We start from the raw sequence: 19,736 nt of genomic DNA, 5'->3' as shown, positions 1-19,736 counted from the left end.
CTACGGGGCAAAGCACAGCAGCTGGTCTTCGCATTGTTCGCAATGCGGCGACTTGCAGATCAGCACATCAGCCCGCTCGCACAGCATGCGGTAGAGGAACTTCTTCCAGCGCATGTCCTTGTGGTTGAGTGCCTTCAATGAGGTGAAGTGCTCCTGCATCAAGGCGCCCAGTTGCGCGCGGTTGCCCAGCCCCAAGTCCTCCCAAAGGTGCTTGGGGCCCATGCAGGCTTCGGCCACGGCCTGGGCCAGGTGCCGGGCCAGCACACCCGGATGAGTCGCATGCTCCAACAGCAGCACGACCAGGTCATCGACCTCGTCGTGAGCCGCGAGCTTGGGGGGCAGCATGTCGTTCATGGTGGCGTCCTCTTGCGTCTCTGGTGTGCACTGACATGCCAGGCACGGCGCAAGAGCTGTGCCATGCACATGCCCCCCGCAGCACGCCTCCACGTGTCGTCTTTGTCAGGGACCTGACAGGGCCTTGCGACAAGCCGTGTTTCAAAGCCTTCAAGCCCAACACTCCACGCCAAGCCACGAACGCTAAGTCATTGATTTTCAATTGATTTCAAGGTGGCACGGAACTGGCAATGCAGGCTTGGCAACGAGCCGCAACTCTTGGACGGGGAACACCACATGGACGCACCGCAACTCGCGACGAAAGCCTTCATCGGCATCGGTCAAATCCGCCCCTTGGGCGCCGCCATCACGCCTGACCCTTCGGGCGGCTGCGGCACCACGGGCGGTGAAGGCAAGGCCAGCTGCGGATCATCTGGCGGGCCTGACGACATGCCGCAAGAGATTTGGGACAAGGTCAAGAACCACCCCTGCTACTCAGAAGAAGCCCACCACCACTACGCCCGCATGCACGTGGCCGTGGCGCCAGCGTGCAACATCCAGTGCAACTACTGCAACCGCAAATACGACTGCAGCAACGAGTCCCGCCCCGGCGTGGTCTCGCAAAAGCTGACCCCTGAACAGGCCGTCAAGAAGGTGCTGGCCGTGGCCAGCGAAATCCCGCAGATGACGGTGCTTGGCGTGGCGGGCCCTGGCGATTCGCTGGCCAATCCCAAGAACACCTTCGACACCTTCCGCATGCTGCAGGAAACGGCACCGGACATCAAGCTGTGCATCTCGACCAATGGCTTGGCCCTGCCCGACCTGGTCGACGAGATCTGCCAATACAACATCGACCACGTCACCATCACCATCAACATGGTGGACCCGGCCGTGGGGGAGAAGATCTACCCCTGGATCTTCTGGCAGCACAAGCGCGTGACCGGCTACGAGGCCGCCAAGATCTTGCATGAACGCCAGATGCTCGGCCTGGAAATGCTGACCGCGCGCGGCGTGCTCACCAAGATCAACTCGGTGCTGATCCCCGGCATCAACGACGAACACCTGATTGAAGTGAACCGCGAAGTCAAGAAGCGCGGCGCCTTCCTGCACAACATCATGCCGCTGATCTCGGAGGCAGAGCACGGCACGGTGTTCGGCCTGACTGGCCAACGCGGCCCGACCGCCCAAGAACTCAAGGCCGTGCAAGACGCCTGCATGGGCGGCGCGAACCTGATGCGGCATTGCAGGCAATGCCGCGCTGATGCGGTGGGCCTGCTGGGCGAAGACCGCAGCGAGGAGTTCACGCTCGACAAGATTGAAGAGATGGAAATCGTGTACGACCTGGACAAGCGCCGGGACTACCAGGACAAGGTGGAAACCGAGCGCCAGGCCCAGCACGCCGCCAAGCAGGAGGCGCTGAGCGCCCAGGTGGAGCGCGCAGGTGTCGACCCTGACATGAAGGTGCTGGTGGCCGTGGCCACCGAGGGACACGGCCGCGTGAACCTGCACTTTGGCCACGCCACCGAGTTCCAGATTTTTGAGGTGTCGGCCGCCGAGGCCCTGTTCGTGGGGCATCGCCGTGTGGACCTGTACTGCCAGGGCGGCTTCGGTGAAGACGAGCAGTTGCCGTCCATCGTCAAGGCCATCAATGACTGCCACGCCGTGCTGGTGGCCAAGATCGGCGCCTGCCCGCGTGACGAGCTCAAGGCCGCGGGCATCGAGCCTGTCGATGCCTACGCCCACGAGTTCATCGAGAAAGCCGCCCTGAGCTGGTTTGCCGACTATGCCGACCGGCTGGCACGAGGCGACATCACCCATCAGCCACGGGGCGATGCCTCCATCCGCCAGGGGGCTTACACCTCTGAAGCGGCGGCCTGACCCGACCTGCACAAACCTGTTGAACGAAGGAGAACCACCATGGCCTTGAAGATCATCGCCTCCACCTGCACAGGCTGCTCCGCCTGCGAACCCGAATGCCCCAACGTCGCCATCCGCGAAAAGGGCGGGACCTTCATCATCGATCCGGCCAAGTGCACGGAATGCGAAGACCAATTTGATGCGCCCCAATGCCTGGCCGTGTGCCCGGTGGATGGCTGCATCGTGAATGCTTGAAAAGGAAAGACATGACCATCAACATGACCGTGACCCAGGCCGCTGAACGCTTCATCAAGCGGATGGTGAAGTTCTCGGGCCTGCCCGCCACTGCGGGCTTTCGCCTCACGGTGAGCCCCGGCGGCTGCTCCGGCTACAGCAGCGAGTTCACCGTGGAAGCGGCCCCGCTGGACGGCGACAAAGCCTTTGACATCAACGGCGTGACGGTGTTCCTGCCAGCGCAAAGCCGCCTGATGCTGGACGGTGTCACCGTGGACTTTGCCGACACGCCCACCCAATCGGGCTTGACCTTCTTCAACCCGAACGCTGGGGCCTGTGGCTGCAGCAGCAGTGAGAGCAGCGCCGACAACAGCGCGGCCGCGCCCCCCGCGGTGGCCAAGATCGAGATCAGCTCGATCCGTTCTTCCATGCCTCGTCCCGTGAACTGAAGCCTGGGGAACACGCCATGCACCACCACCCCTCATCCCAGCACGACGCCGGCTTTGACAGCGCCGTGTTGGGGGGTGGCTTGCCCGCTGAAGTAGAGGGCCTGATCAAGCAAGCCGGGCTGGTCCGCGGTGACCGCGCCCAGGCCGAGCCCTTGCTGCAGAAGGCGCGCGAGCTGGCACCCTCGCACCCGGCCACGCTGATCGCGATGTACCGCTTTCACTTCTATGGACACCGTCTGAAGGAGGCCCGGCTGGTGGCCCAGGAATCCCTGAGCATCGCGCGCTCCGCCTTGGGACCGGACATCAACATCAATGATGAACAAGCCCGCTTCGACGCGGCCACCCGCTTTTACCTGTTCGCGCTCAAAGCCTTTGCCTACCTGAGCTTGCGCCTGGGCGATACCGACACCGCGCGCAACACCTTGGCGGACCTGCGCCAACTCGATCCTCAGGACCGGGTGGGCGGTGGTGTGCTGACCCACGTGCTGGCCCGCGCCGAGGCGCTGGACCTGAGCGACGACGACTTCAGCGCCCCCATCGCGCACCGGGGCTGGAGCACGCCATGATGAATCTGGCGTCGAACGAGATCGAATCAGTGGACTGGCAAGGCCTGCCCGTGGCTTGCCAGTCATGCCACTACCAGAGCCTGCTGGCACAGGGCCGGTGCGAGCCCGGCCGCGCCTGCGTTCAAGACCGCTATGCCCGGCGCATCGACCGCTTCTTCAACTGGAACCCGCAGCTGGCCAACGAGTTGCTGAGCCACCCTTACTTTGAGGTGCGCGCCATCGCTGTTCGCTACGCCGATGTGTTTCGCCTGACCGACCTGATCCACGACCCGGACGAAACCGTGCGCCTGCAACTGGCCCTGCGCCTGCCGCAACGCGCTTTGATGACGCTGCGCGACGACCCGCATCGGGAAGTGCGCATCCGCGTGGCTCACCGCCTGGACGTGCGCGCCCTGTCCTCCATGCGGCAAGACCCGGACTACTACGTTCGGCAGTTGGTGGCGCGGCGCCTGCCCCAGGCGCTCCTGCTGTCAATGATGAACGACGCGCAAAGCGACGTGCGCCAGGAAGTGGCGCTGCGCCTGGAGATGCCCGCCCTGCAGCGCATGGCCGACGACCAGGCCAGCGAAGTGCGCCGCATCGTGGCCCGGCGCCTGCCGGTGCCGCTGCTCAGCAGCCTGGCGCACGACCCCGACCTGATGGTGCGCTGGGAAGTTGCGCAACGGGCTGACCGGGCCCTGCTCATTTTGATGATCAAGGATCACGACGACGACATCCGCACCGTGGCCCGTCAGCGCCTGATGCCTGAGCGCACAGCCACCTCACTAGGAGCGCAGCATGGCTGACATCAACCGCGACGACAACCTGATTGAAGTGGCCGATCCGCCGCGCTTCGGCTTTGGCGAGCGCGTGGTCAGCCGCACCATCATCCGCAACGACGGCACCTTCAATGGCAAGGACATTGGTGAGGTGCTGGTGCGCAAAGGCGATGTCGGCTACGTGTGCTCCATCGGCACCTTCCTGCAGCAGTTCTACATCTACGCCGTGGAGTTCACCGACCACGGCTACCGCGTCGGCATGCGCGCCAAGGAACTGATGACGTTGGACAAGCTGCCCGATGAGGTGTTGGCCCAGTTGGGTGAACGCGCTGATGAACTCAAACAACTGAGATGAGGTCCACCATGATGATCGAACTCCGTGAGCCCCAATACCAATGGGGACAACAAGTGGTCGCGCTGGTCGACCTGGTCAACGATGGCACCCACCCCGGCCATGCGCCAGACGCGGTCCTGGCCTGCGTGGGCAGCGAAGGCGAGATCGTTCAGGTGGGACGGCATGTCGAGGCCAACCAGCCGGTTTACATGGTCGAGTTCGACGGCCTGGTTGTCGGGTGTCTGGAAGAAGAGATCCTGCTGCTCCAAGAGTTGGATCAGATGCTGTCGGAATCCCGCGGCCAGTTGCGCCTGTTGCACGGCTGACGAGCAGGCCTCCATGAACACCCTGGCCGCCCCCCTGCCCCTCATGCAGGCCGTGGTCCATGACATGGACCGCGTGCGCATCGAGCGCGCCTTGCGGCAGCGGGTGCGCTATCGCTATGTGCAGCCCCAGGTGGAGCGGGCGTCGACCGCGCCAGGCTGGGTGGTCAGCAGCCCCTGCTGCTCGCGCAACATCGACCCTTCTGGTGGCGTGATCTCGATCGCCTGGCTGGAACCCGCCGAAGGCATGTGGTCCCTTTACTTTCGCGACCATGTGCATGACCGCTGGGTATTGCATGACGAGTGCCACCACCTCCAGCCGCTGCTGGACGAGGTCTGCCTGGACCCGACCCGGGTGTTTTGGCCATGAACACCGACCGCATCTACCTGGACAACAACGCCACCACGGCCCCGACGGCGGACGTGATGGGCGCGGTGGCACAAGGCATGGTCAGGCATTGGGCCAATCCCTCATCGACTCACGCCATGGGCCAGGAGGCCCGGCAGGCCTTGACGCAGGCCCGCTCGCAGGTGGCGCGCATGCTGGGGTGCAAGCCTGCTGAAGTGGTGTTCACCAGCGGCGCCACCGAGTCCAACCACATCGCCTTGCGCGGCGCGGTGGGCTTCAATGGTCGGCATGGCCTGGTCCTCAGTGCGGCCGAGCACGCGGGCATGCAGAAGCTGGCCCGGCACCTGGCTCAGCGTCAGCAAGTGGATCTGGGCTGGATCGGGCTGACGCCCCAAGGCACGTTGGACATGGCTCAGGCGCGCGAGCTGGTCACGCCGCACGTGGCGCTGGTGTCCGTCATGGCGGCCAACCATGAAACCGGCGTGTTGATGCCGATTGGCGAGATGGCCCGGCTGGCCCACGCACAAGGCGCCATGCTGCACGTCGATGCCACCCAATTGATTGGCAAGCTGCCCTTTGACTTCGACCAATCCGGGGCCGACCTGGTGTCCTTGTCGGCACACAAGTTCAACGGCCCCAAGGGGATCGGCGTCCTGATCGTGCGCCAAGGTTTGAACTGGCCGCCCCTGTACCAAGGCTCGCAGGAACGCGCCAGGCGCGGCGGCACCGAGAATCTGCCCGGCATCCTGGGCCTGGCGGCGGCCACCGAACGCCTGACCATGGCGCCGCAGGCCTGGTTCCACCACATGGCTTCGCAAACACGCCTGCGGGACCAACTCGAACGAGGGCTCATCAGCCGCTTGCCCGGCACCGTGGTCTTTGGCGGCGAGGCCGCCCGCCTGCCCAACACCAGCTACCTGCGCTTTGGCCACCTGCACGCCGACGTGGTCCTTCAACGCCTGGAACGCCTCGGGATCATGGCCTCGTCCGGGGCGGCCTGCTCCGCCAGCGGCAACGAGCCCTCCTTCGTGCTGAGCGCCATGGGGGTGCCGCGCGAAGAGGCCTTGTGCGCCATCCGATTTTCCTTGTCAACACAAACCACCTCAGAGCAGATCCAGATGGTGCTTGATCGCCTGCCCGCCGAACTGGCCCCACTGATGGCCGAGCACGCCGCTGCCGCAGGCCACCCCGCATTCCCCTCAGGAGCATTCGCATGAAGATCATGATTCGCACGGCGCCCAACGGTGTCACATCGGTGTACGTGCCCAAGAAAGACCTGGAGGAACCCATCGTGTCGATGGAACGCCCCGGCATGTGGGGCGGCCTGGTCACGCTGGCCAACGGTTGGCAGCTGGCCATGCCCGAGATGCCCGAGGGCACCACCTTGCCGATCACCGTGGAAGCGCGCCGCACCACGACCGGCGAAGAAGCCTGAGGCGCCCACCATGGCCATCACGCTTGATCAAATCGAAGAGGCTGGGCAGATCCTGGGCTCGTCTGCCACGGTGCGCGCGGCCGCAGCGCTCATCCGGGAACGCTTTGCCCCCTTGCCCGCCCTGGTGCTGGACGCCTTCGACATGCGCAGTGAATCACCCGCGCTGCAGGTGCAGAACCGCGCGCTCTTCTTGATGGCCACCGACGGCCATTGCTGGTCGGTGACGGGCCAGCTCGAGCGCGCGTCCGCCTTTGTGCTCACACAAGACTGACCGAAAGAGCCACACCATGCATGCCCCTTACGACTGGATCGCCCTGTCCGACCCCGACATCACCGGCCAGGAACTGGAAGCCGTGGTCATGGCGTTGCGCAGCGGCCAGCTGTCGGCCGGGCCTGCGGTCAGTGAATTTGAAAACGCCTTTGCCCAATGGGTGGGCCGATCGCATGGCGCCGCCGTGGGCAGTGGCACCCTGGGCGTCTGTCTGGCCCTCAAGGTCATGGGCATTGGCCCCGGTGATGAAGTCATCACTGCCGCCTATGCCTGGCACCAGGTTGCGCATGCCATCTCGCTGGTGGGTGCCACGCCGGTGTTGGCTGACATCGACTACTGGTCAGGCTGCATTGACCCGGCCAAGGCCGCTGACAAGGTCGGGCCGCGCACCCGCGCCATCCTGGCCACCAACGTCAACGGCCACCCTGCTGACTGGCAGGCCTTGCGCGAACTGGCCACCCGGCACCAGCTCAAGCTGATCGAAGACAGCACCGAAGCGGTGGGCTCGCGCTACCAGGGCCGCCTGGTGGGCGGCTTCGGCGACGTGTCGATCTTTGATTTCTCACAACCCTCGGCCTTGTGCTGCGGCCAAGGTGGCATGGTGCTGACCGATGACCCCGCCCTGGCCAGTGAACTGGGTTACCTGCGCGAGCGCCGCTTGAGTGATCGCAACTCGGTGTCGGTGGGCAGCCGCGTGCCCTGGCAGGCCAGCATGAGCGACCTGGATGCCGCCCTGGGCCTGGCGCAATTGCAGCGCATTGACGAGATCCTGCTCAAGCGCAAACAGGTCGAAGGCTGGTACCACACGCAGATGCAAAGCTTCGAAGGCATCAAGCCGCCCTACCTGGCCGAGCACATCGACGAGGTCCACTGGATGCTCTACAAGATCCACCTGGGCAAGCGCTTCACCGGCAGCGCGCGCAACCAGATCATTGAAGACATGGACTCGAACTCGGTCCAGTCGGCCATCTACTGCGTGCCACTGCACCAGCAGTTTCACTACCAGCAACTGGGCTGGCACCGCGGGCTCCTGCCCAACACCGAGCGCATCGGCGACCGATCCCTCACCCTGCCCTTTCACACCCACCTGGACGAAGACGAAGTCAGCTACATCGTCAAGACGCTCAAGGACGCCTCGGTCAACGTCGGGGCCGGGGCCGCCATCTACTGACCTCATTGGAGTTGAACATGACCCTGACCGACGCCCCCGTGGCTGTGACCGCCCCCCCTTGGCTCACCGAGCTGAGCGATGGCCTCAAGAAGGGCCGCATCGTGCCCTACCTGGGCCCGCGCATGCTGGAGCTGATTCCCGACGCCCCCGTGCCCGCCACCCCGGAGGCCCTGGTGGCGCTGCTGGTGGCCAAGGCCACGGTGCCCCACAGAATCCGCAACCGCCTGACCCAGGCCGCGCAGTTCATTGAAAACTTCAAGCACCGCAAGAGCGTGGTCAGCCTGATGAACGAGGCCTTTGCCCGGCCCGCCACCCCCAGCGCCTTTCACCTGTGGCTGGCCAAGGTGGCGCCACCGCTGGTGGTAGAGAGTTGGTACGACGACACCATGACCATGGCCTATGCGCAAACGCACCCTGCCGCCGATTGGGGCCAGGTGCAAGGCCTGGCGCAGTCCGAGCACTTCGGCACCTGGACGGCGTTCTACGATGCGCTGGGGCAACTGGCCGAGAGCTGTCCGTCCGGCTGGAAGTCACTCGTCTACCGGCCGATCGGTGGACACGCGCCCGCTGGCAACTACCTGGTGTCCGACTCGGACTATGTGGAAGTGCTGACCGAGATCGACATCCAGACGCCCATCCCGGCCGAGGTGCAGCAACTGCGCACCGGGCGCGGCTTCCTTTTCCTGGGTTGCCGCTTCAACGACCAGCTCACACGCAGCTTTGCCCGCCAGATCATGAAGCGCTCCAGCGGCCAGCACTGGGCCGTCTTGCCCGACGAGCCCACGCGCATGGAAGCGCGCTTCCTGGAAGAGAACAACGTCACCCGCATCGCCCAACCCCTGGCCGAGGTGGCGGCGTTGTTGACCGCGGCCTGAGGGCCATCCCTGACCTTTTGCAAACTGGAGAAACGACATGACCACGCTGACCATCCTGCCCGCCGGCATCACCTTCGACGCCCCTGCAGGCACCACCCTGCTGCAAGCTATCAAGGACGCGGGCGCCGCCATCATCAGCAAGTGCGGCGGCAAGGCCGAATGCGGCGCCTGCCACCTGTATGTGCAGGAAGGCCGCAAGAGCCTGTCCAAAGTGCAACGCAAGGAAAACGAAGCCCTGGACGCCATCATCGGCGTCAGCTCCAAGTCGCGCCTGGCCTGTCAGACCACGCTCGGCGAAGAGCCCGTGACCATCGAACTGCTCAGCTTCGTTTGACCAGCCCGTGGAGGCGACCGCCATGATCGACGTCGCGGTTATCGGCGCGGGCCTCACGGGGCTGGCCCTGGCGCATTCATTGCAAGCCCAGGGCGTCAAGCTGGCCGTGTTCGAGGCGCGAGACCGCGTGGGCGGGCGCATCCTCACCCACGTCCCGCAGGGCCCAGGTGCCCACGTGGACCTGGGTGCCAGCTGGTACTGGCCCGACACCGAGCCACGCATGGCTGCGCTGGTCGAGTCCCTGGCCCTGAAGTCCTTCGTGCAGCCGGACCAGGGCCACGTGCTGTCGCTGGTCGACCCGGCTCGCGCGCCCGACGTGCTGGACGTGCAAGGCATCCATGGCGGTGCGCGCCGCCTCTCGGGCGGCATGGGCACGCTGACGCGGTCATTGCATGGGCGGCTGCTGGAAGGCACGGTCAAGCTGGGCCATCGGTTGGTGGCCGTGCACGATGCCCCAGACCACGTCGAGTTGCACTTTGCCCGCGTGGAGAGTGGCGTCCAGCATGTTGAACGGGTGACGGCGCGGCGCGTCGTCCTGACCCTCCCGCCCCGCCTGCTGGCCCAGTCGGTGCGATTTCAGCCAGCGCTGTCGGCCTCCACGGCCCATGCCTTGGCCAGCGTGCCGACCTGGATGGCGCGCGAAGCCAAGGCGGTGGCCCGATTCGATCGCCCCTTCTGGCATGCGCAAGGTCAGTCGGGCAGTGCCTTTGTCAGCCACCCTCAAGCCGTGCTGCGCGAAGTCTGGGATGCGAGCGATGAACAAGGCGCGGCACTGGCTGGCTTTTGCGCCATGGGCCCAGACACCCGGCGGCCTTTTGAGCGCAGCCTGCCCTTGCTCGCCTCCAGCCAGTTCGCCCAACTGTTCGGCCCCGAAGCGCATGCAGACTTGGTGTTGGTGAACGACTGGAGCCTGGACGCCTGGACGTGCAGCGAACTGGACCGCCTCGACCCCGAGCCCCTGCCTCCGCAGGCCGACCCCGTGCTGCGGCGCCCGCACTGGTCAGGCCGCCTGTTCTTTGGCGGCACCGAGACCGCGCGCCATGCCGTCGGCCACATGGAAGGCGCCCTCGAATCAGCCGCTCGCTTGGCTGACTTTTTGCGCCACGCCAAGCCCACGCGCCACGGCACCACCAGACCACTGGAAGAATCGCTTGCATCGTTCGAGCTGTGGGTCACCTTGGAACGCCAGGACGCGGTGCCTCGCTACCGGCAGCATTTGAACCAGATGCTGGCCCGCCAGGACCGTGACCGCGTCACTCAGCGCGCCATGCTGGCCACGGCGGAGCAAACCTACACCCGAGCCCTGGAGCAACTGGCCGCCTTGGAGCTGGGCTGGGGCGTGAACCGCCCATTGACACCCACGGGCCGCAGCGAGCTGACACCGCAGGTCCTGGCGCCCTTCAGCGGCTTCAGCAAAAGCCTGGTGAATGACGCCCTGGCCTTCAATGCCAGTTCCTGCGCCCTGTCCAATTTCGACACGGAACACCGGCCCGATGCCGACTACCTCCAGGCCATCACGGTGGACCTGGCCGCCGCCTGGCGCGAGTTTGCCTGGGCCACCAATGACCTGCTGTGCTCACGCAGCGGGCCGTCCCCTTGAAAGAAGGAGCACCCCTCATGTACGGCGCAGCCCTGCTCAAAACCATCAACGACGCCACCCTGATGTGGCTGAGGGTCTACAAACAGCAGCAGCCAGGCTGGTTTCGCACGGTGCCTGCGGTGGCCAGTCATTGACGGGCGGCACGGAACCGGCGCACGGCGGGCCGAGACGCTGCCTCGCTTGATTTAGCGCAAATTGAACCGGGAGAACTGGCGCACAGTCCATGCCACCCCCTTCGATCAAAATGCAGCATGAAACAAGCCCCTGGCTTTTTGAACCACACCACTCGCCACGTGCTCTTCACCGGCAAGGGTGGCGTCGGCAAGACGTCACTGGCCACTGCCACGGCACTGGCCTTGGCAGACTCGGGCCAACGCGTTCTGCTGGTCAGCACCGACGCCGCGTCGAACCTCGACGACATGCTGGGCATCGAGTTGCGCAACACCCCCACACCCGTGCCTGGTGCGCCGGGTTTGTCGGTCTTGAACATCGACCCCGACAACGCGGCGCAAGCCTACCGCCAGCGTGTCATCGCTCAAATGGACGCCAGCGCCAGCCCTGCTGAACTCGCCACTGTGCGCGAACAGCTGTCCGGGGCCTGTACCACCGAGATCGCCTCGTTCGATGAATTCGCTGCCCTCTTCTCGGACGGCGCCCCACACTTTGACCACATCGTGTTTGACACGGCACCCACGGGGCACACCTTGCGCCTGCTCAGCCTGCCCAAAGCCTGGGGTGGCTTCCTGAGCGGCAACGACCGAGGGGCCTCCTGCCTGGGACCGCATTCCGGCCTGAAGATGCAGGAAGCGCGCTTCAAGGCCGCCCTCGACGCCCTGAGCGATCCAAGCCGGACCACCGTGGTCCTGGTCACGCGGGCCGACAAAGGCGCCATCGCCGAGGCGGCTCGCACATCGCAAGAGCTGCGCGAACTGGGCCTGAACAACCAACGCCTGGCCATCAACGGGGTGTTCCATGCCAGCGACCACACCGACCTGGTGGCCACCGCCATCGAAGCCCTGGAGCAGCAGGCACTGGCGGACATGCCAACCTCACTGCGCGCCCTGCCTCAGGACCAAGTGCCCCTGCGGGCCTTCGACACCGTCGGCCTGCCCGCCTTGCGCGCCCTGCTCTCACCGGAGGATGCCGTGATCAAGGCGGGCATCGCCGTGGCAAAACGCGCCGAGCCTGCCCAGCCCACCGCGCCCCTGCAGGGCCTGGACGCCTTGGCCGATGAACTGGCCGCCAGCCCGCATGGCCTGATCATGGTCATGGGCAAAGGCGGGGTCGGCAAAACCACGGTGGCTGCGGCGTTGGCCTTGGGTCTGGTCCAGCGGGGCAAGACGGTGCACCTGAGCACCACCGATCCTGCGGCCCACCTGACGGGCACCCTCGCAGGCGAGGTGGCCGGTTTGCGCGTGGACCGCATCGACCCCAAGGTCGAAACTCAGCGCTACATCGACAAGATCATGGCGGCCAAGTCACCCCAGCTCGACGCGCAGGAACAGGCCCTGTTGCTGGAAGATCTTCGCTCTCCCTGCACGGAGGAAGTCGCCGTCTTTCATGCTTTCTCACGCACCGTCAGCGAAGCGCGCAGCGCCTTCGTCGTGCTGGACACGGCGCCCACCGGGCACTCCCTGCTGCTGATGGACGCCACCGGGGCTTACCACCGGCAGATGACGCGGGAGTTCGAAGGTCGGGGCACCAGCCATGTGATCACGCCCTTGATGCGGCTGCAAGACACGGCCTACACCAAGATCATCCTGGTGACCTTGCCCGAGGCAACCCCGGTGTCGCAGGCCTCGGCCTTGCAAGACGATCTGCGCCGCGCGGGCATCGAGCCTCATGCCTGGGTACTCAACAAGAGCGTGCTGGCAGCAGGCACCCACGACCCCTTGCTGGCCGCGCGCCTGGCGGGTGAGCGCCAGCAGCTGGAACGCATGTCCGCCGGCCTGGCCAAGCGGATCTTCACCGTGCCCTGGTTGATCCGCCCACCGATTGGCCTGGTTGAACTGTCCAAGCTGGTTCACAAGCCAGGCTAAAGTAAGCTCGGGCCCTCGTCCACCACCGTGCGCCCGCCATGCAAAGCCCCCGTTCAGACCGAGTCCTCGCCACCCTGGCGTTGATGCTGCTGGGCAGCGGGTGCCTCCTGGTGCTGTGGCCCTTCCTGACCTCGCTGGTCTGGGCCGCGATCCTGGCGTCCACCAGTTGGAGCGTGTTCCTTCGGCTGGACCGCCTGGTCGGACAGCGGCGCACCCTCGCCGCCAGCCTGATGACCCTCCTGGTGACCGTGGTCCTGTTGGTGCCTGTCGTGGCCGTGGCACTGGCCATGGCCGACAACGTGGCCGAGCTGGGCGGCGCGGCCTCATCCATTCTCAAAGACGGGTTGCCTGATGCACCTTCCTGGCTGGCCAACCTGCCCCTGGTCGGCCATTCACTGGCGGCCTACTGGCAGCAGTTCGCGCACGACGGGCAGCGCCTGATGGAAGAGCTGGGCAAGCTGTCGCAGCCTGCCCAGAACATGGCGCTGACCGCCGGTCGCGTGGTGGGCAGGGGCGTGTTGGACATCGCCCTGTCGGTGTTCCTGGCCTTCTTCTTTTTCCTGCATGGCGAGTTGCTGGCCGCTCGCCTGCACATTGCCTTGGCCCACCTGGCGGGCGAGCGCGCCACCTACCTGCTGGGCATCGCCAGAGGCACGGTCACCGGCGTGATCTATGGTGTGTTGGGCACGGCACTGGCCCAGGGTGTCTTGGCCGCCATCGGCTTTGCCATCGCGGGCGTGCCGGGTGCCGTGCTGCTGGGCGGGCTCACTTTCTTTCTGTCGGTGATCCCGATCGGGCCGCCCCTGGTGTGGGGTGGCGCGGCCATCTGGCTGTTCCAGCAAGGCGAACCGGGCTGGGCCGCCTTCGTGGTCGCATGGGGGTTTTTTTTGGTCAGCATGGTGGACAACGTCATCAAACCGCTGATCATCAGCCGAGGCTCCCGCCTGCCCTTCGCCATTGTGTTTTTGGGCGTGCTGGGCGGCGTGCTGGCCTTCGGGGTGATTGGTGCGTTCCTGGGCCCGACCTTCCTGGCCGTGGGATATCGCCTGGCCCATGAATGGACGTCCACTGAAGAACCGGGCCCGGACCAAGGGTAGTCAGGCCATCACCGGCGTGTCGAGCACCGCGCTCAGCGTCAAGCTCACATTGTTCTTCGTGGCATCCACATACGGGCAGATGCCCTTGGCGCGCTCAATCAGGTTGTCGGCCGTGGCCTGGTCCAGTGGCCCGGCCATGTGCACCGTCAGGGTCAGCGCCATGCGGTAGGCGTCTTCAAAGGTGATGAACATCGACAAGGCGGCCTCCACATAACAGCCTTTGAGCGGCAGGTGGCCCTTCTTGGCGATGTGCCTCACCGACTGTTCAAAGCAGGCGCCGAATGCACCTGCGAACAGTTGCTCGGGGTTGGGCCCATCGCCCTGGCCCCCCATGGCCGCGGGCACGGCCAGCTTGAGCTTGAAGCTGCCATCGTCGCTCTGGATGGTGCCAGTGCGACCGCCTTGGGTCAGCATCTGGGCTTTGTAGACAAGGTCCATGGAAGTCTCCGGTCAAACGTGGATGGGTCATGTTTGTCAGCTTCGAGACAGCTTGGACCGCTCGGCCTTGCTGTAGTTACTGAAATGCCCTTCGGCCGCCGCGCGCTGGCGGCCACTCTGGATGATGGCGGCACTGCGTCCTGGCGCCTGCGGTGCGCTCACGCACTTGGCCACCGCGGTTGAACCGCACTGCGGGCAAGCAGGGATGGTCGTGCTGCGCACCAGCAGCTCAAAGCGCTTGTCGCAAGCAGGGCATTGGTAGTCGTAGAGCGGCATGGCGGCAGGTCGGCAAAGCGACAAAGGTTCACGGATGGAGGGCCTTGTTTGCAAGATCAATGCCTTGCCAAATGGCTGACAAACCCGACAAAAATCACAAGGCTTTGTCGCGCATCGCTCAGTGTCATCAAGCCCACACCCGGTTGATTTATCCATACAAATCAACAACTTGATAAAAGTTGAAAGGGTGGCACTCAAGTTGCATAGAGACCCTTGAGTCCAGCATTGAACGCACAGACCAAGGAGCCCTTTCATGACCAAGTTGACCGTGCAGCCCAACCGCCCTGTGTATCTGGACTATGCCGCGACCACCCCGGTGGACCAACGGGTGGCGGCCAAGATGATTCCCTACCTGTGCGAACGTTTTGGCAACCCGGCCAGCCGCTCTCATGCCTATGGCTGGGCCGCCGAAGAAGCCGTCGAACTGGCCCGAGAACAAGTGGCCTTGCTCATTGGTGCCGACCCGCGCGAGTTGGTCTGGACCTCCGGGGCCACTGAGAGCAACAACCTGGCCATCAAGGGTGCAGCCCAGTTTCACCAAGCCAAGGGCCGCCACCTGATCACCGTGGCCACTGAGCACAAAGCCGTGCTGGACACCATGCGTGAGATGGAGCGTGCAGGCTGGGACGTCACTGTGCTGCCCGTGCTGGACACCGGCCTGGTCGACCTTGATCAGTTCAAGCAAGCCATCCGCCCCGACACCGTGCTGGCCTCGGTCATGTTCGTCAACAACGAAACGGGTGTCATCCAGGATGTCGAAGCCCTGGGCCAGATCTGCCGCAGCCACGGCGTGCTCTTCCATGTGGATGCAGCCCAGGCCACCGGCAAGGTCCACATCGATTTGAGCGTGATGCCCATCGACCTGATGTCGATGTCGGCCCACAAGAGCTACGGCCCCAAGGGCATCGGCGCCCTGTACGTGCGGCGCAAACCCCGTGTGCGCATCGAAGCGCAAATGCATGGTGGCGGCCACGAGCGCGGCATGCGCTCGGGCACCTTGCCCACGCACCAGATCGTGGGCATGGGCGAGGCCTATCACCTGGCGGCCCGCGAGATGGCCCCGGAGCTGGAGCGCATCCGCAGCCTGCGCGACCACCTGTGGGCGGGCCTGTCACGCATCGACCAGGTTCAGATCAACGGCGACTTCGAGCGCCGCACGCCGCACCACCTCAACGTCAGCTTCAACTATGTCGAAGGCGAGTCGCTGCTCATGGGCATGAAGGACATCGCCGTGTCGTCAGGATCGGCCTGCACCTCGGCCAGCCTGGAGCCCAGCTATGTGCTGCGCGCCATGGGCCGCACCGACGAGCTGGCCCACAGCTCGGTGCGCTTCACCATTGGCCGCTACACCACGATGGAAGAGATCGACTTCGTCATCGACCGTGTGTCCGACGTGGTGGCCAAGCTGCGTGACATGAGCCCGCTGTGGGACATGGTCCAGGCCGGCGTTGACCTCAACAGCATCCAGTGGGCAGCGCACTGATTGCCCCATCCCAACCCATCCCCGGAGAAACCACATGGCCTACAGCGACAAGGTGATTGAGCACTACGAAAACCCCCGCAACGTCGGCTCATTCGCCGCCGACGAAGAAGGCGTGGCCACCGGCATGGTGGGCGCCCCGGCCTGCGGCGACGTGATGAAGCTTCAGATCAAGGTGAACCCCGTCACTGGCGTGATCGAAGACGCCCGCTTCAAAACCTACGGCTGCGGCTCGGCCATCGCGTCCAGCTCGCTGGTGACCGAGTGGGTGCGCGGCAAGACGCTGGACCAGGCCTTGGCCATCAAGAACACGGCCATTGCTGAAGAGTTGGCCTTGCCCCCCGTGAAGATCCATTGCTCCATCCTGGCCGAGGACGCCATCAAGGCGGCCGTGGCCGATTACCAGGCCAAGCGAGCCCTGTCTGACCAGCCCATCTGCCACCCCAACTGACCACCCAAGGAGTCCGCCCATGGAAACCGCATTGACCGCCACCACCGCCGCCGACATGGCGCCCCCTGTTCCCTTGAACTTCAGCACCGCCGCCGCCGCCAAGGTGAGTGAGCTGATCGTTGAAGAAGGCAACCCCAACCTGAAACTGCGCCTGTACGTCACGGGTGGCGGCTGCTCGGGCTTTTCGTACGGCTTTGCCTTTGACGACCAGCTCAGCGACGACGACACCCGCATCGACAAAGACGGCGTCTCGCTGGTGGTGGACGCCATGAGTTTGCAGTATCTGATCGGCGCCGACATCGACTACGAAGACGGCCTGGATGGCTCGCGCTTCGTGATTCACAACCCCAATGCCCAGACCACCTGCGGTTGCGGCAGTTCCTTCTCGATGTGAGGTGAGCCATGTCCATCACCATGACCGAGGCGGCAGCCAGACACGTGCAAAAGTCCTTGAGCAAGCGGGGCAAAGGCGTGGGCCTGCGCCTGGCGGTCAAGACCAGTGGCTGCTCCGGGCTGGCTTACGCCATCGAGTTTGCCGACGAGGCCTTGCCCGAGGACCTGTCCTTTGAAAGCCATGGCCTGCAATTGCTGGTGAACGCCAACAGCCTGCCTTTCCTGGAAGGCACGCAGCTGGACTTTGTGCGCGAAGGCCTCAACGAGGGCTTCAAGTTCAACAACCCGAACGCCAAGGCCGAATGCGGCTGCGGCGAAAGCTTCGCGGTCTGAACCATCATGGCACTGCTTCAAATCGCCGAACCCGGTCAAAGCGCCGCGCCCCACCAGCACAAGCTGGCGGCCGGCATTGACCTGGGCACCACCAACTCCCTCATCGCCAGCGTGCAAAGCGCCCTGCCCCGTGCCTTGGCCGATGAGGCGGGCCGGGTGCTCTTGCCCTCGGTGGTGCGGTATGAAGCCGTGTTCCAGTCGCCCCCGGTGGTGGGCTTCGAGGCCCTGCATGCCCAAGCCCACGACCCGCTCAACACCATCGCCTCGGTCAAGCGCCTGATGGGGCGCGGCATGGCCGATGTGCTCAAGACGGGCGCGCCGTCCTACCGCCTCATCGACGAACCCGGCATGGTCAGCATTGACACGGCCGCTGGCACCAAAAGCCCGGTCGAGGTCTCGGCCGACATCCTGCGCGCCCTCAAGGCCCGTGCCGAAGCCTCGCTGGGCGGTGACCTGACCGGCGTGGTCATCACCGTGCCCGCCTACTTTGACGACGCCCAGCGCCAGGCCACCAAAGACGCGGCCCGCCTGGCCGGCCTGCACGTGCTGCGCCTGCTCAACGAACCCACCGCCGCCGCCATCGCCTATGGCCTGGACAAGGCCGCCGAGGGCGTCTTCGCGGTCTACGACCTGGGCGGTGGCACCTTCGACATCTCGGTGCTGCGCCTGTCGCGCGGCGTGTTTGAGGTGCTGTCCACTGGCGGCGACTCGGCCCTGGGGGGCGATGACTTCGACCGCGCCCTGGCCCTGTGGTTGGTCGATCAAGCCCAGCTGAACTGGACCACGCTGAACGCCAGCGAACAGCAGCATTGGCTGATCTCGGCCCGCGCCGCCAAAGAGGCTTTGTCCAGCTTCGACGCGGTGGACGTGGCGGGCATCACCTTGACCCGCGAAGTGTTCGCGCAACGCACGGCCGCCCTGGTCAAGCGAACCCTGATCGCCACCAAGCGCGCCTTGAAGGACGCCGAAATGGCCATTGAGGCCATTGACGGTGTGGTGCTGGTGGGCGGCTCCACCCGCATGCCCGTGATCCGCGAGGCCGTGGCCCAGTACTTTCAAAAGCCACCCCTGACCGACCTGAATCCCGATGAGGTCGTTGCGCTGGGCGCCGCCATGCAGGCCGATGCCCTGGTGGGCAATGGCCAGGCCGATGGCCAATGGCTGCTGCTGGACGTGTCGCCGCTGTCGCTGGGTTTGGAAACCATGGGCGGCCTGGTTGAAAAAATCATCCCCCGCAACTCGACCCTGCCCACGTCCCGCGCGCAAGATTTCACCACCTTCAAAGATGGCCAGACCGTGATGTCGGTGCATGTGCTGCAAGGCGAGCGCGAAGGTGTCAACGACTGCCGCTCACTGGCCCGCTTCGAGCTGCGCGGCATCCCACCCATGGTGGCCGGAGCCGCCCGCATCCGCGTGACCTTTCAGATCGATGCCGATGGCCTGCTGTCGGTGTCGGCCAGCGAGTTGAGCAGTGGCGCGCTGGCCGAGATCCAGATCAAGCCCTCGTATGGGCTGAGCGATGAGCAGATTGCCGCCATGCTGGCCGACAGCGTGGGCCGAGCGCAGGCCGACATGAAACTGCGCATGCTGCGCGAGGCCCAGATCGATGCCCGCCGCCTGCTGGACGCCACCGAATCGGCCCTGGCCGAAGACGGCCCTGCGCTGCTGTCACCCGCCGAGCGCCAGCACATCCTCGAAGCCATGAACCTGGTGGCCGAGCAACTGGAAACCGAAGCGGCCACCGAGGCCGTGAAAGCCGCCTGCCAGGCCCTCAACGCGGCCACCGGCCCCTTTGCCGCGCGCCGCATGGACGCCAGCATCAGGCAAGCCCTGACCGGCCGCGTCCTCGACTCCATCACCTGATTCTTCAAGGTCACTGCCATGCCTCTGGTCACAGTCCTGCCCCACGCCGAGCTGTGCCCCCAGGGCACGCAGTTCGAGATCAAACCCGGACGATCGCTGTGCGAGGGCCTGCTCAAACATGGCGTGGCCATTGAGCATGCCTGCGACATGGTGGCGGCCTGCTCGACCTGCCATGTGCTGGTCCGTGCGGGCGCCGACACCTTGCCCGAACCCGATGACGAAGAGAACGACCAACTCGACAACGCCTGGGGTGTGGAACCCTGTTCGCGTCTGGCTTGCTGCGTCAGGGTCAAGGAGGGCAACCTCACCGTCGAACTGCCCAAGCACAGCCGCAACCACGCCCGCGAACGCTGAAGCGAGTGTGTGAAATGGCGCAAACCCGACACGACATTTCAGGCGATTCAACGCGCCACGCCCCGTGAAGGCACTGGCACAGCGATTGCAATCAAGGCATCAGGCACCCCCGCCCCACACCCT

26 protein-coding genes are annotated in these 19,736 nt (G+C 65.1%); 23 read left to right on the top strand and 3 right to left on the bottom strand.

Features of this window, described 5'->3' with window-relative positions; all coding sequences use genetic code 11:
* On the bottom strand, window positions 1-423 hold the full coding sequence (locus PSV38_RS16565) for a nitrogen fixation protein NifQ (RefSeq protein ID WP_300549327.1): 423 nt from the start codon (window positions 421-423) through the stop codon (window positions 1-3).
* Window positions 424-630: 207 nt separating this feature from the next.
* Between PSV38_RS16565 and nifB the strand changes: the two genes are divergently transcribed.
* From nifB to PSV38_RS16480, 17 genes are all read left to right on the top strand, one after another.
* Complete coding sequence (nifB, locus tag PSV38_RS16560; protein ID WP_300549326.1) at window positions 631-2,211, top strand: nitrogenase cofactor biosynthesis protein NifB; 1,581 nt, start codon at window positions 631-633, stop codon at window positions 2,209-2,211.
* A gap of 39 nt (window positions 2,212-2,250) precedes the next feature.
* A complete protein-coding gene (locus PSV38_RS16555; protein ID WP_300549324.1) occupies window positions 2,251-2,445 on the top strand; it encodes a 4Fe-4S binding protein in 195 nt (64 codons plus the stop codon).
* Between the two features lie 11 nt (window positions 2,446-2,456).
* Window positions 2,457-2,873 (top strand): iron-sulfur cluster assembly accessory protein, encoded by a 417-nt coding sequence (locus tag PSV38_RS16550; RefSeq protein WP_300549323.1) that lies wholly within the window; start codon window positions 2,457-2,459, stop codon window positions 2,871-2,873.
* A 17-nt stretch (window positions 2,874-2,890) separates the two neighbouring features.
* Entirely contained in the window at window positions 2,891-3,439 is a 549-nt protein-coding gene (locus PSV38_RS16545; RefSeq protein WP_300549321.1) for a hypothetical protein, read from the top strand.
* Window positions 3,436-4,224, top strand: coding sequence for a 4Fe4S-binding leucine-rich repeat protein (locus PSV38_RS16540; protein ID WP_300549319.1), 789 nt, complete (start codon window positions 3,436-3,438; stop codon window positions 4,222-4,224). Before PSV38_RS16545 ends, PSV38_RS16540 begins: the two co-directional genes overlap by 4 nt.
* Entirely contained in the window at window positions 4,217-4,552 is a 336-nt protein-coding gene (locus PSV38_RS16535; RefSeq protein ID WP_300549317.1) for a nitrogen fixation protein NifZ, read from the top strand. The genes PSV38_RS16540 and PSV38_RS16535 overlap by 8 nt, the downstream gene beginning before the upstream one ends.
* An 8-nt stretch (window positions 4,553-4,560) precedes the next feature.
* On the top strand, window positions 4,561-4,857 hold the full coding sequence (locus PSV38_RS16530; RefSeq protein ID WP_366526666.1) for a nitrogen fixation protein NifZ: 297 nt from the start codon (window positions 4,561-4,563) through the stop codon (window positions 4,855-4,857).
* Window positions 4,858-4,870: 13 nt separating this feature from the next.
* Window positions 4,871-5,224, top strand: a complete 354-nt coding sequence (locus tag PSV38_RS16525; RefSeq protein WP_300549315.1) for a DUF3024 domain-containing protein — start codon at window positions 4,871-4,873, stop codon at window positions 5,222-5,224.
* Window positions 5,221-6,420, top strand: coding sequence for a cysteine desulfurase family protein (locus PSV38_RS16520; protein ID WP_300549312.1), 1,200 nt, complete (start codon window positions 5,221-5,223; stop codon window positions 6,418-6,420). Before PSV38_RS16525 ends, PSV38_RS16520 begins: the two co-directional genes overlap by 4 nt.
* Window positions 6,417-6,638 carry a putative nitrogen fixation protein NifT gene (nifT, locus tag PSV38_RS16515; protein WP_300549311.1) on the top strand — a complete coding sequence of 74 codons (222 nt, stop codon included), beginning with the start codon at window positions 6,417-6,419 and terminating at the stop codon, window positions 6,636-6,638. Before PSV38_RS16520 ends, nifT begins: the two co-directional genes overlap by 4 nt.
* A gap of 10 nt (window positions 6,639-6,648) precedes the next feature.
* Window positions 6,649-6,909, top strand: coding sequence for a hypothetical protein (locus tag PSV38_RS16510; RefSeq protein ID WP_300549309.1), 261 nt, complete (start codon window positions 6,649-6,651; stop codon window positions 6,907-6,909).
* A 16-nt stretch (window positions 6,910-6,925) separates the two neighbouring features.
* Entirely contained in the window at window positions 6,926-8,080 is a 1,155-nt protein-coding gene (locus tag PSV38_RS16505; RefSeq protein WP_300549307.1) for a DegT/DnrJ/EryC1/StrS family aminotransferase, read from the top strand.
* 17 nt (window positions 8,081-8,097) lie between these two features.
* The gene (locus tag PSV38_RS16500) at window positions 8,098-8,955 is read left to right on the top strand and encodes an SIR2 family protein (protein WP_300549305.1); all 858 of its coding nucleotides are present in this window, start codon (window positions 8,098-8,100) and stop codon (window positions 8,953-8,955) included.
* A gap of 37 nt (window positions 8,956-8,992) precedes the next feature.
* On the top strand, window positions 8,993-9,289 hold the full coding sequence (locus PSV38_RS16495) for a 2Fe-2S iron-sulfur cluster-binding protein (RefSeq protein ID WP_300549302.1): 297 nt from the start codon (window positions 8,993-8,995) through the stop codon (window positions 9,287-9,289).
* Between the two features lie 22 nt (window positions 9,290-9,311).
* Entirely contained in the window at window positions 9,312-10,889 is a 1,578-nt protein-coding gene (locus PSV38_RS16490; protein ID WP_300549301.1) for an NAD(P)/FAD-dependent oxidoreductase, read from the top strand.
* A gap of 251 nt (window positions 10,890-11,140) precedes the next feature.
* The gene (gene arsA, locus PSV38_RS16485) at window positions 11,141-12,928 is read left to right on the top strand and encodes an arsenical pump-driving ATPase (RefSeq protein ID WP_300549299.1); all 1,788 of its coding nucleotides are present in this window, start codon (window positions 11,141-11,143) and stop codon (window positions 12,926-12,928) included.
* A 38-nt stretch (window positions 12,929-12,966) separates the two neighbouring features.
* The gene (locus tag PSV38_RS16480; RefSeq protein WP_300549297.1) at window positions 12,967-14,025 is read left to right on the top strand and encodes an AI-2E family transporter; all 1,059 of its coding nucleotides are present in this window, start codon (window positions 12,967-12,969) and stop codon (window positions 14,023-14,025) included.
* Here the strand turns inward: PSV38_RS16480 and PSV38_RS16475 are convergent, their stop codons facing one another.
* Both PSV38_RS16475 and PSV38_RS16470 read right to left on the bottom strand, forming a co-directional pair.
* Window positions 14,026-14,463, bottom strand: coding sequence for an Ohr family peroxiredoxin (locus PSV38_RS16475; protein ID WP_300549296.1), 438 nt, complete (start codon window positions 14,461-14,463; stop codon window positions 14,026-14,028).
* A 36-nt stretch (window positions 14,464-14,499) separates the two neighbouring features.
* Window positions 14,500-14,739: a zinc ribbon domain-containing protein gene (locus tag PSV38_RS16470; RefSeq protein ID WP_300549294.1), complete on the bottom strand. Its 240-nt coding sequence runs from the start codon at window positions 14,737-14,739 to the stop codon at window positions 14,500-14,502.
* Window positions 14,740-14,992: 253 nt separating this feature from the next.
* Between PSV38_RS16470 and PSV38_RS16465 the strand changes: the two genes are divergently transcribed.
* From PSV38_RS16465 to fdx, 6 genes are read left to right on the top strand one after another with little or no spacing between them, the layout of a single operon-like run.
* A complete protein-coding gene (locus PSV38_RS16465) occupies window positions 14,993-16,222 on the top strand; it encodes an IscS subfamily cysteine desulfurase (RefSeq protein WP_300549292.1) in 1,230 nt (409 codons plus the stop codon).
* A gap of 34 nt (window positions 16,223-16,256) precedes the next feature.
* A complete protein-coding gene (iscU, locus tag PSV38_RS16460) occupies window positions 16,257-16,670 on the top strand; it encodes a Fe-S cluster assembly scaffold IscU (RefSeq protein WP_300549290.1) in 414 nt (137 codons plus the stop codon).
* A gap of 19 nt (window positions 16,671-16,689) precedes the next feature.
* Window positions 16,690-17,064, top strand: coding sequence for an iron-sulfur cluster insertion protein ErpA (gene erpA, locus PSV38_RS16455; protein WP_300549288.1), 375 nt, complete (start codon window positions 16,690-16,692; stop codon window positions 17,062-17,064).
* Window positions 17,065-17,072: 8 nt separating this feature from the next.
* The gene (gene iscA / locus PSV38_RS16450) at window positions 17,073-17,396 is read left to right on the top strand and encodes an iron-sulfur cluster assembly protein IscA (protein ID WP_230179622.1); all 324 of its coding nucleotides are present in this window, start codon (window positions 17,073-17,075) and stop codon (window positions 17,394-17,396) included.
* A 6-nt stretch (window positions 17,397-17,402) separates the two neighbouring features.
* The gene (gene hscA, locus PSV38_RS16445) at window positions 17,403-19,259 is read left to right on the top strand and encodes a Fe-S protein assembly chaperone HscA (RefSeq protein ID WP_300549286.1); all 1,857 of its coding nucleotides are present in this window, start codon (window positions 17,403-17,405) and stop codon (window positions 19,257-19,259) included.
* A gap of 18 nt (window positions 19,260-19,277) precedes the next feature.
* Window positions 19,278-19,613, top strand: coding sequence for an ISC system 2Fe-2S type ferredoxin (gene fdx, locus PSV38_RS16440; RefSeq protein ID WP_300549284.1), 336 nt, complete (start codon window positions 19,278-19,280; stop codon window positions 19,611-19,613).
* Window positions 19,614-19,736: the final 123 nt, after the last annotated feature.

This window comes from Aquabacterium sp. (genome assembly GCF_029946005.1).
Lineage (GTDB): Bacteria > Pseudomonadota > Gammaproteobacteria > Burkholderiales > Burkholderiaceae_C > Aquabacterium.
This window is presented reverse-complemented; position numbering and strand designations above follow the sequence as displayed.

Bases quoted from the DNA above. Each gene is read 5' to 3' on its own strand.
- PSV38_RS16500 (WP_300549305.1), top strand. From the start codon at position 8,098: ATGACCCTGACCGACGCCCCCGTGGCTGTGACCGCCCCCCCTTGGCTC.
- PSV38_RS16520 (WP_300549312.1), top strand. From the start codon at position 5,221: ATGAACACCGACCGCATCTACCTGGACAACAACGCCACCACGGCCCCG.
- PSV38_RS16540 (WP_300549319.1), top strand. From the start codon at position 3,436: ATGATGAATCTGGCGTCGAACGAGATCGAATCAGTGGACTGGCAAGGC.
- PSV38_RS16555 (WP_300549324.1), top strand. From the start codon at position 2,251: ATGGCCTTGAAGATCATCGCCTCCACCTGCACAGGCTGCTCCGCCTGC.
- arsA (WP_300549299.1), top strand. From the start codon at position 11,141: ATGAAACAAGCCCCTGGCTTTTTGAACCACACCACTCGCCACGTGCTC.
- PSV38_RS16475 (WP_300549296.1), bottom strand. From the start codon at position 14,463: ATGGACCTTGTCTACAAAGCCCAGATGCTGACCCAAGGCGGTCGCACT.
- nifT (WP_300549311.1), top strand. From the start codon at position 6,417: ATGAAGATCATGATTCGCACGGCGCCCAACGGTGTCACATCGGTGTAC.
- iscU (WP_300549290.1), top strand. From the start codon at position 16,257: ATGGCCTACAGCGACAAGGTGATTGAGCACTACGAAAACCCCCGCAAC.
- PSV38_RS16505 (WP_300549307.1), top strand. From the start codon at position 6,926: ATGCATGCCCCTTACGACTGGATCGCCCTGTCCGACCCCGACATCACC.
- nifB (WP_300549326.1), top strand. From the start codon at position 631: ATGGACGCACCGCAACTCGCGACGAAAGCCTTCATCGGCATCGGTCAA.
- PSV38_RS16470 (WP_300549294.1), bottom strand. From the start codon at position 14,739: ATGCCGCTCTACGACTACCAATGCCCTGCTTGCGACAAGCGCTTTGAG.
- PSV38_RS16495 (WP_300549302.1), top strand. From the start codon at position 8,993: ATGACCACGCTGACCATCCTGCCCGCCGGCATCACCTTCGACGCCCCT.
- PSV38_RS16550 (WP_300549323.1), top strand. From the start codon at position 2,457: ATGACCATCAACATGACCGTGACCCAGGCCGCTGAACGCTTCATCAAG.
- PSV38_RS16545 (WP_300549321.1), top strand. From the start codon at position 2,891: ATGCACCACCACCCCTCATCCCAGCACGACGCCGGCTTTGACAGCGCC.
- PSV38_RS16465 (WP_300549292.1), top strand. From the start codon at position 14,993: ATGACCAAGTTGACCGTGCAGCCCAACCGCCCTGTGTATCTGGACTAT.
- hscA (WP_300549286.1), top strand. From the start codon at position 17,403: ATGGCACTGCTTCAAATCGCCGAACCCGGTCAAAGCGCCGCGCCCCAC.
- PSV38_RS16490 (WP_300549301.1), top strand. From the start codon at position 9,312: ATGATCGACGTCGCGGTTATCGGCGCGGGCCTCACGGGGCTGGCCCTG.
- PSV38_RS16530 (WP_366526666.1), top strand. From the start codon at position 4,561: ATGATGATCGAACTCCGTGAGCCCCAATACCAATGGGGACAACAAGTG.
- PSV38_RS16525 (WP_300549315.1), top strand. From the start codon at position 4,871: ATGAACACCCTGGCCGCCCCCCTGCCCCTCATGCAGGCCGTGGTCCAT.
- PSV38_RS16510 (WP_300549309.1), top strand. From the start codon at position 6,649: ATGGCCATCACGCTTGATCAAATCGAAGAGGCTGGGCAGATCCTGGGC.
- PSV38_RS16480 (WP_300549297.1), top strand. From the start codon at position 12,967: ATGCAAAGCCCCCGTTCAGACCGAGTCCTCGCCACCCTGGCGTTGATG.
- iscA (WP_230179622.1), top strand. From the start codon at position 17,073: ATGTCCATCACCATGACCGAGGCGGCAGCCAGACACGTGCAAAAGTCC.
- fdx (WP_300549284.1), top strand. From the start codon at position 19,278: ATGCCTCTGGTCACAGTCCTGCCCCACGCCGAGCTGTGCCCCCAGGGC.
- erpA (WP_300549288.1), top strand. From the start codon at position 16,690: ATGGAAACCGCATTGACCGCCACCACCGCCGCCGACATGGCGCCCCCT.
- PSV38_RS16535 (WP_300549317.1), top strand. From the start codon at position 4,217: ATGGCTGACATCAACCGCGACGACAACCTGATTGAAGTGGCCGATCCG.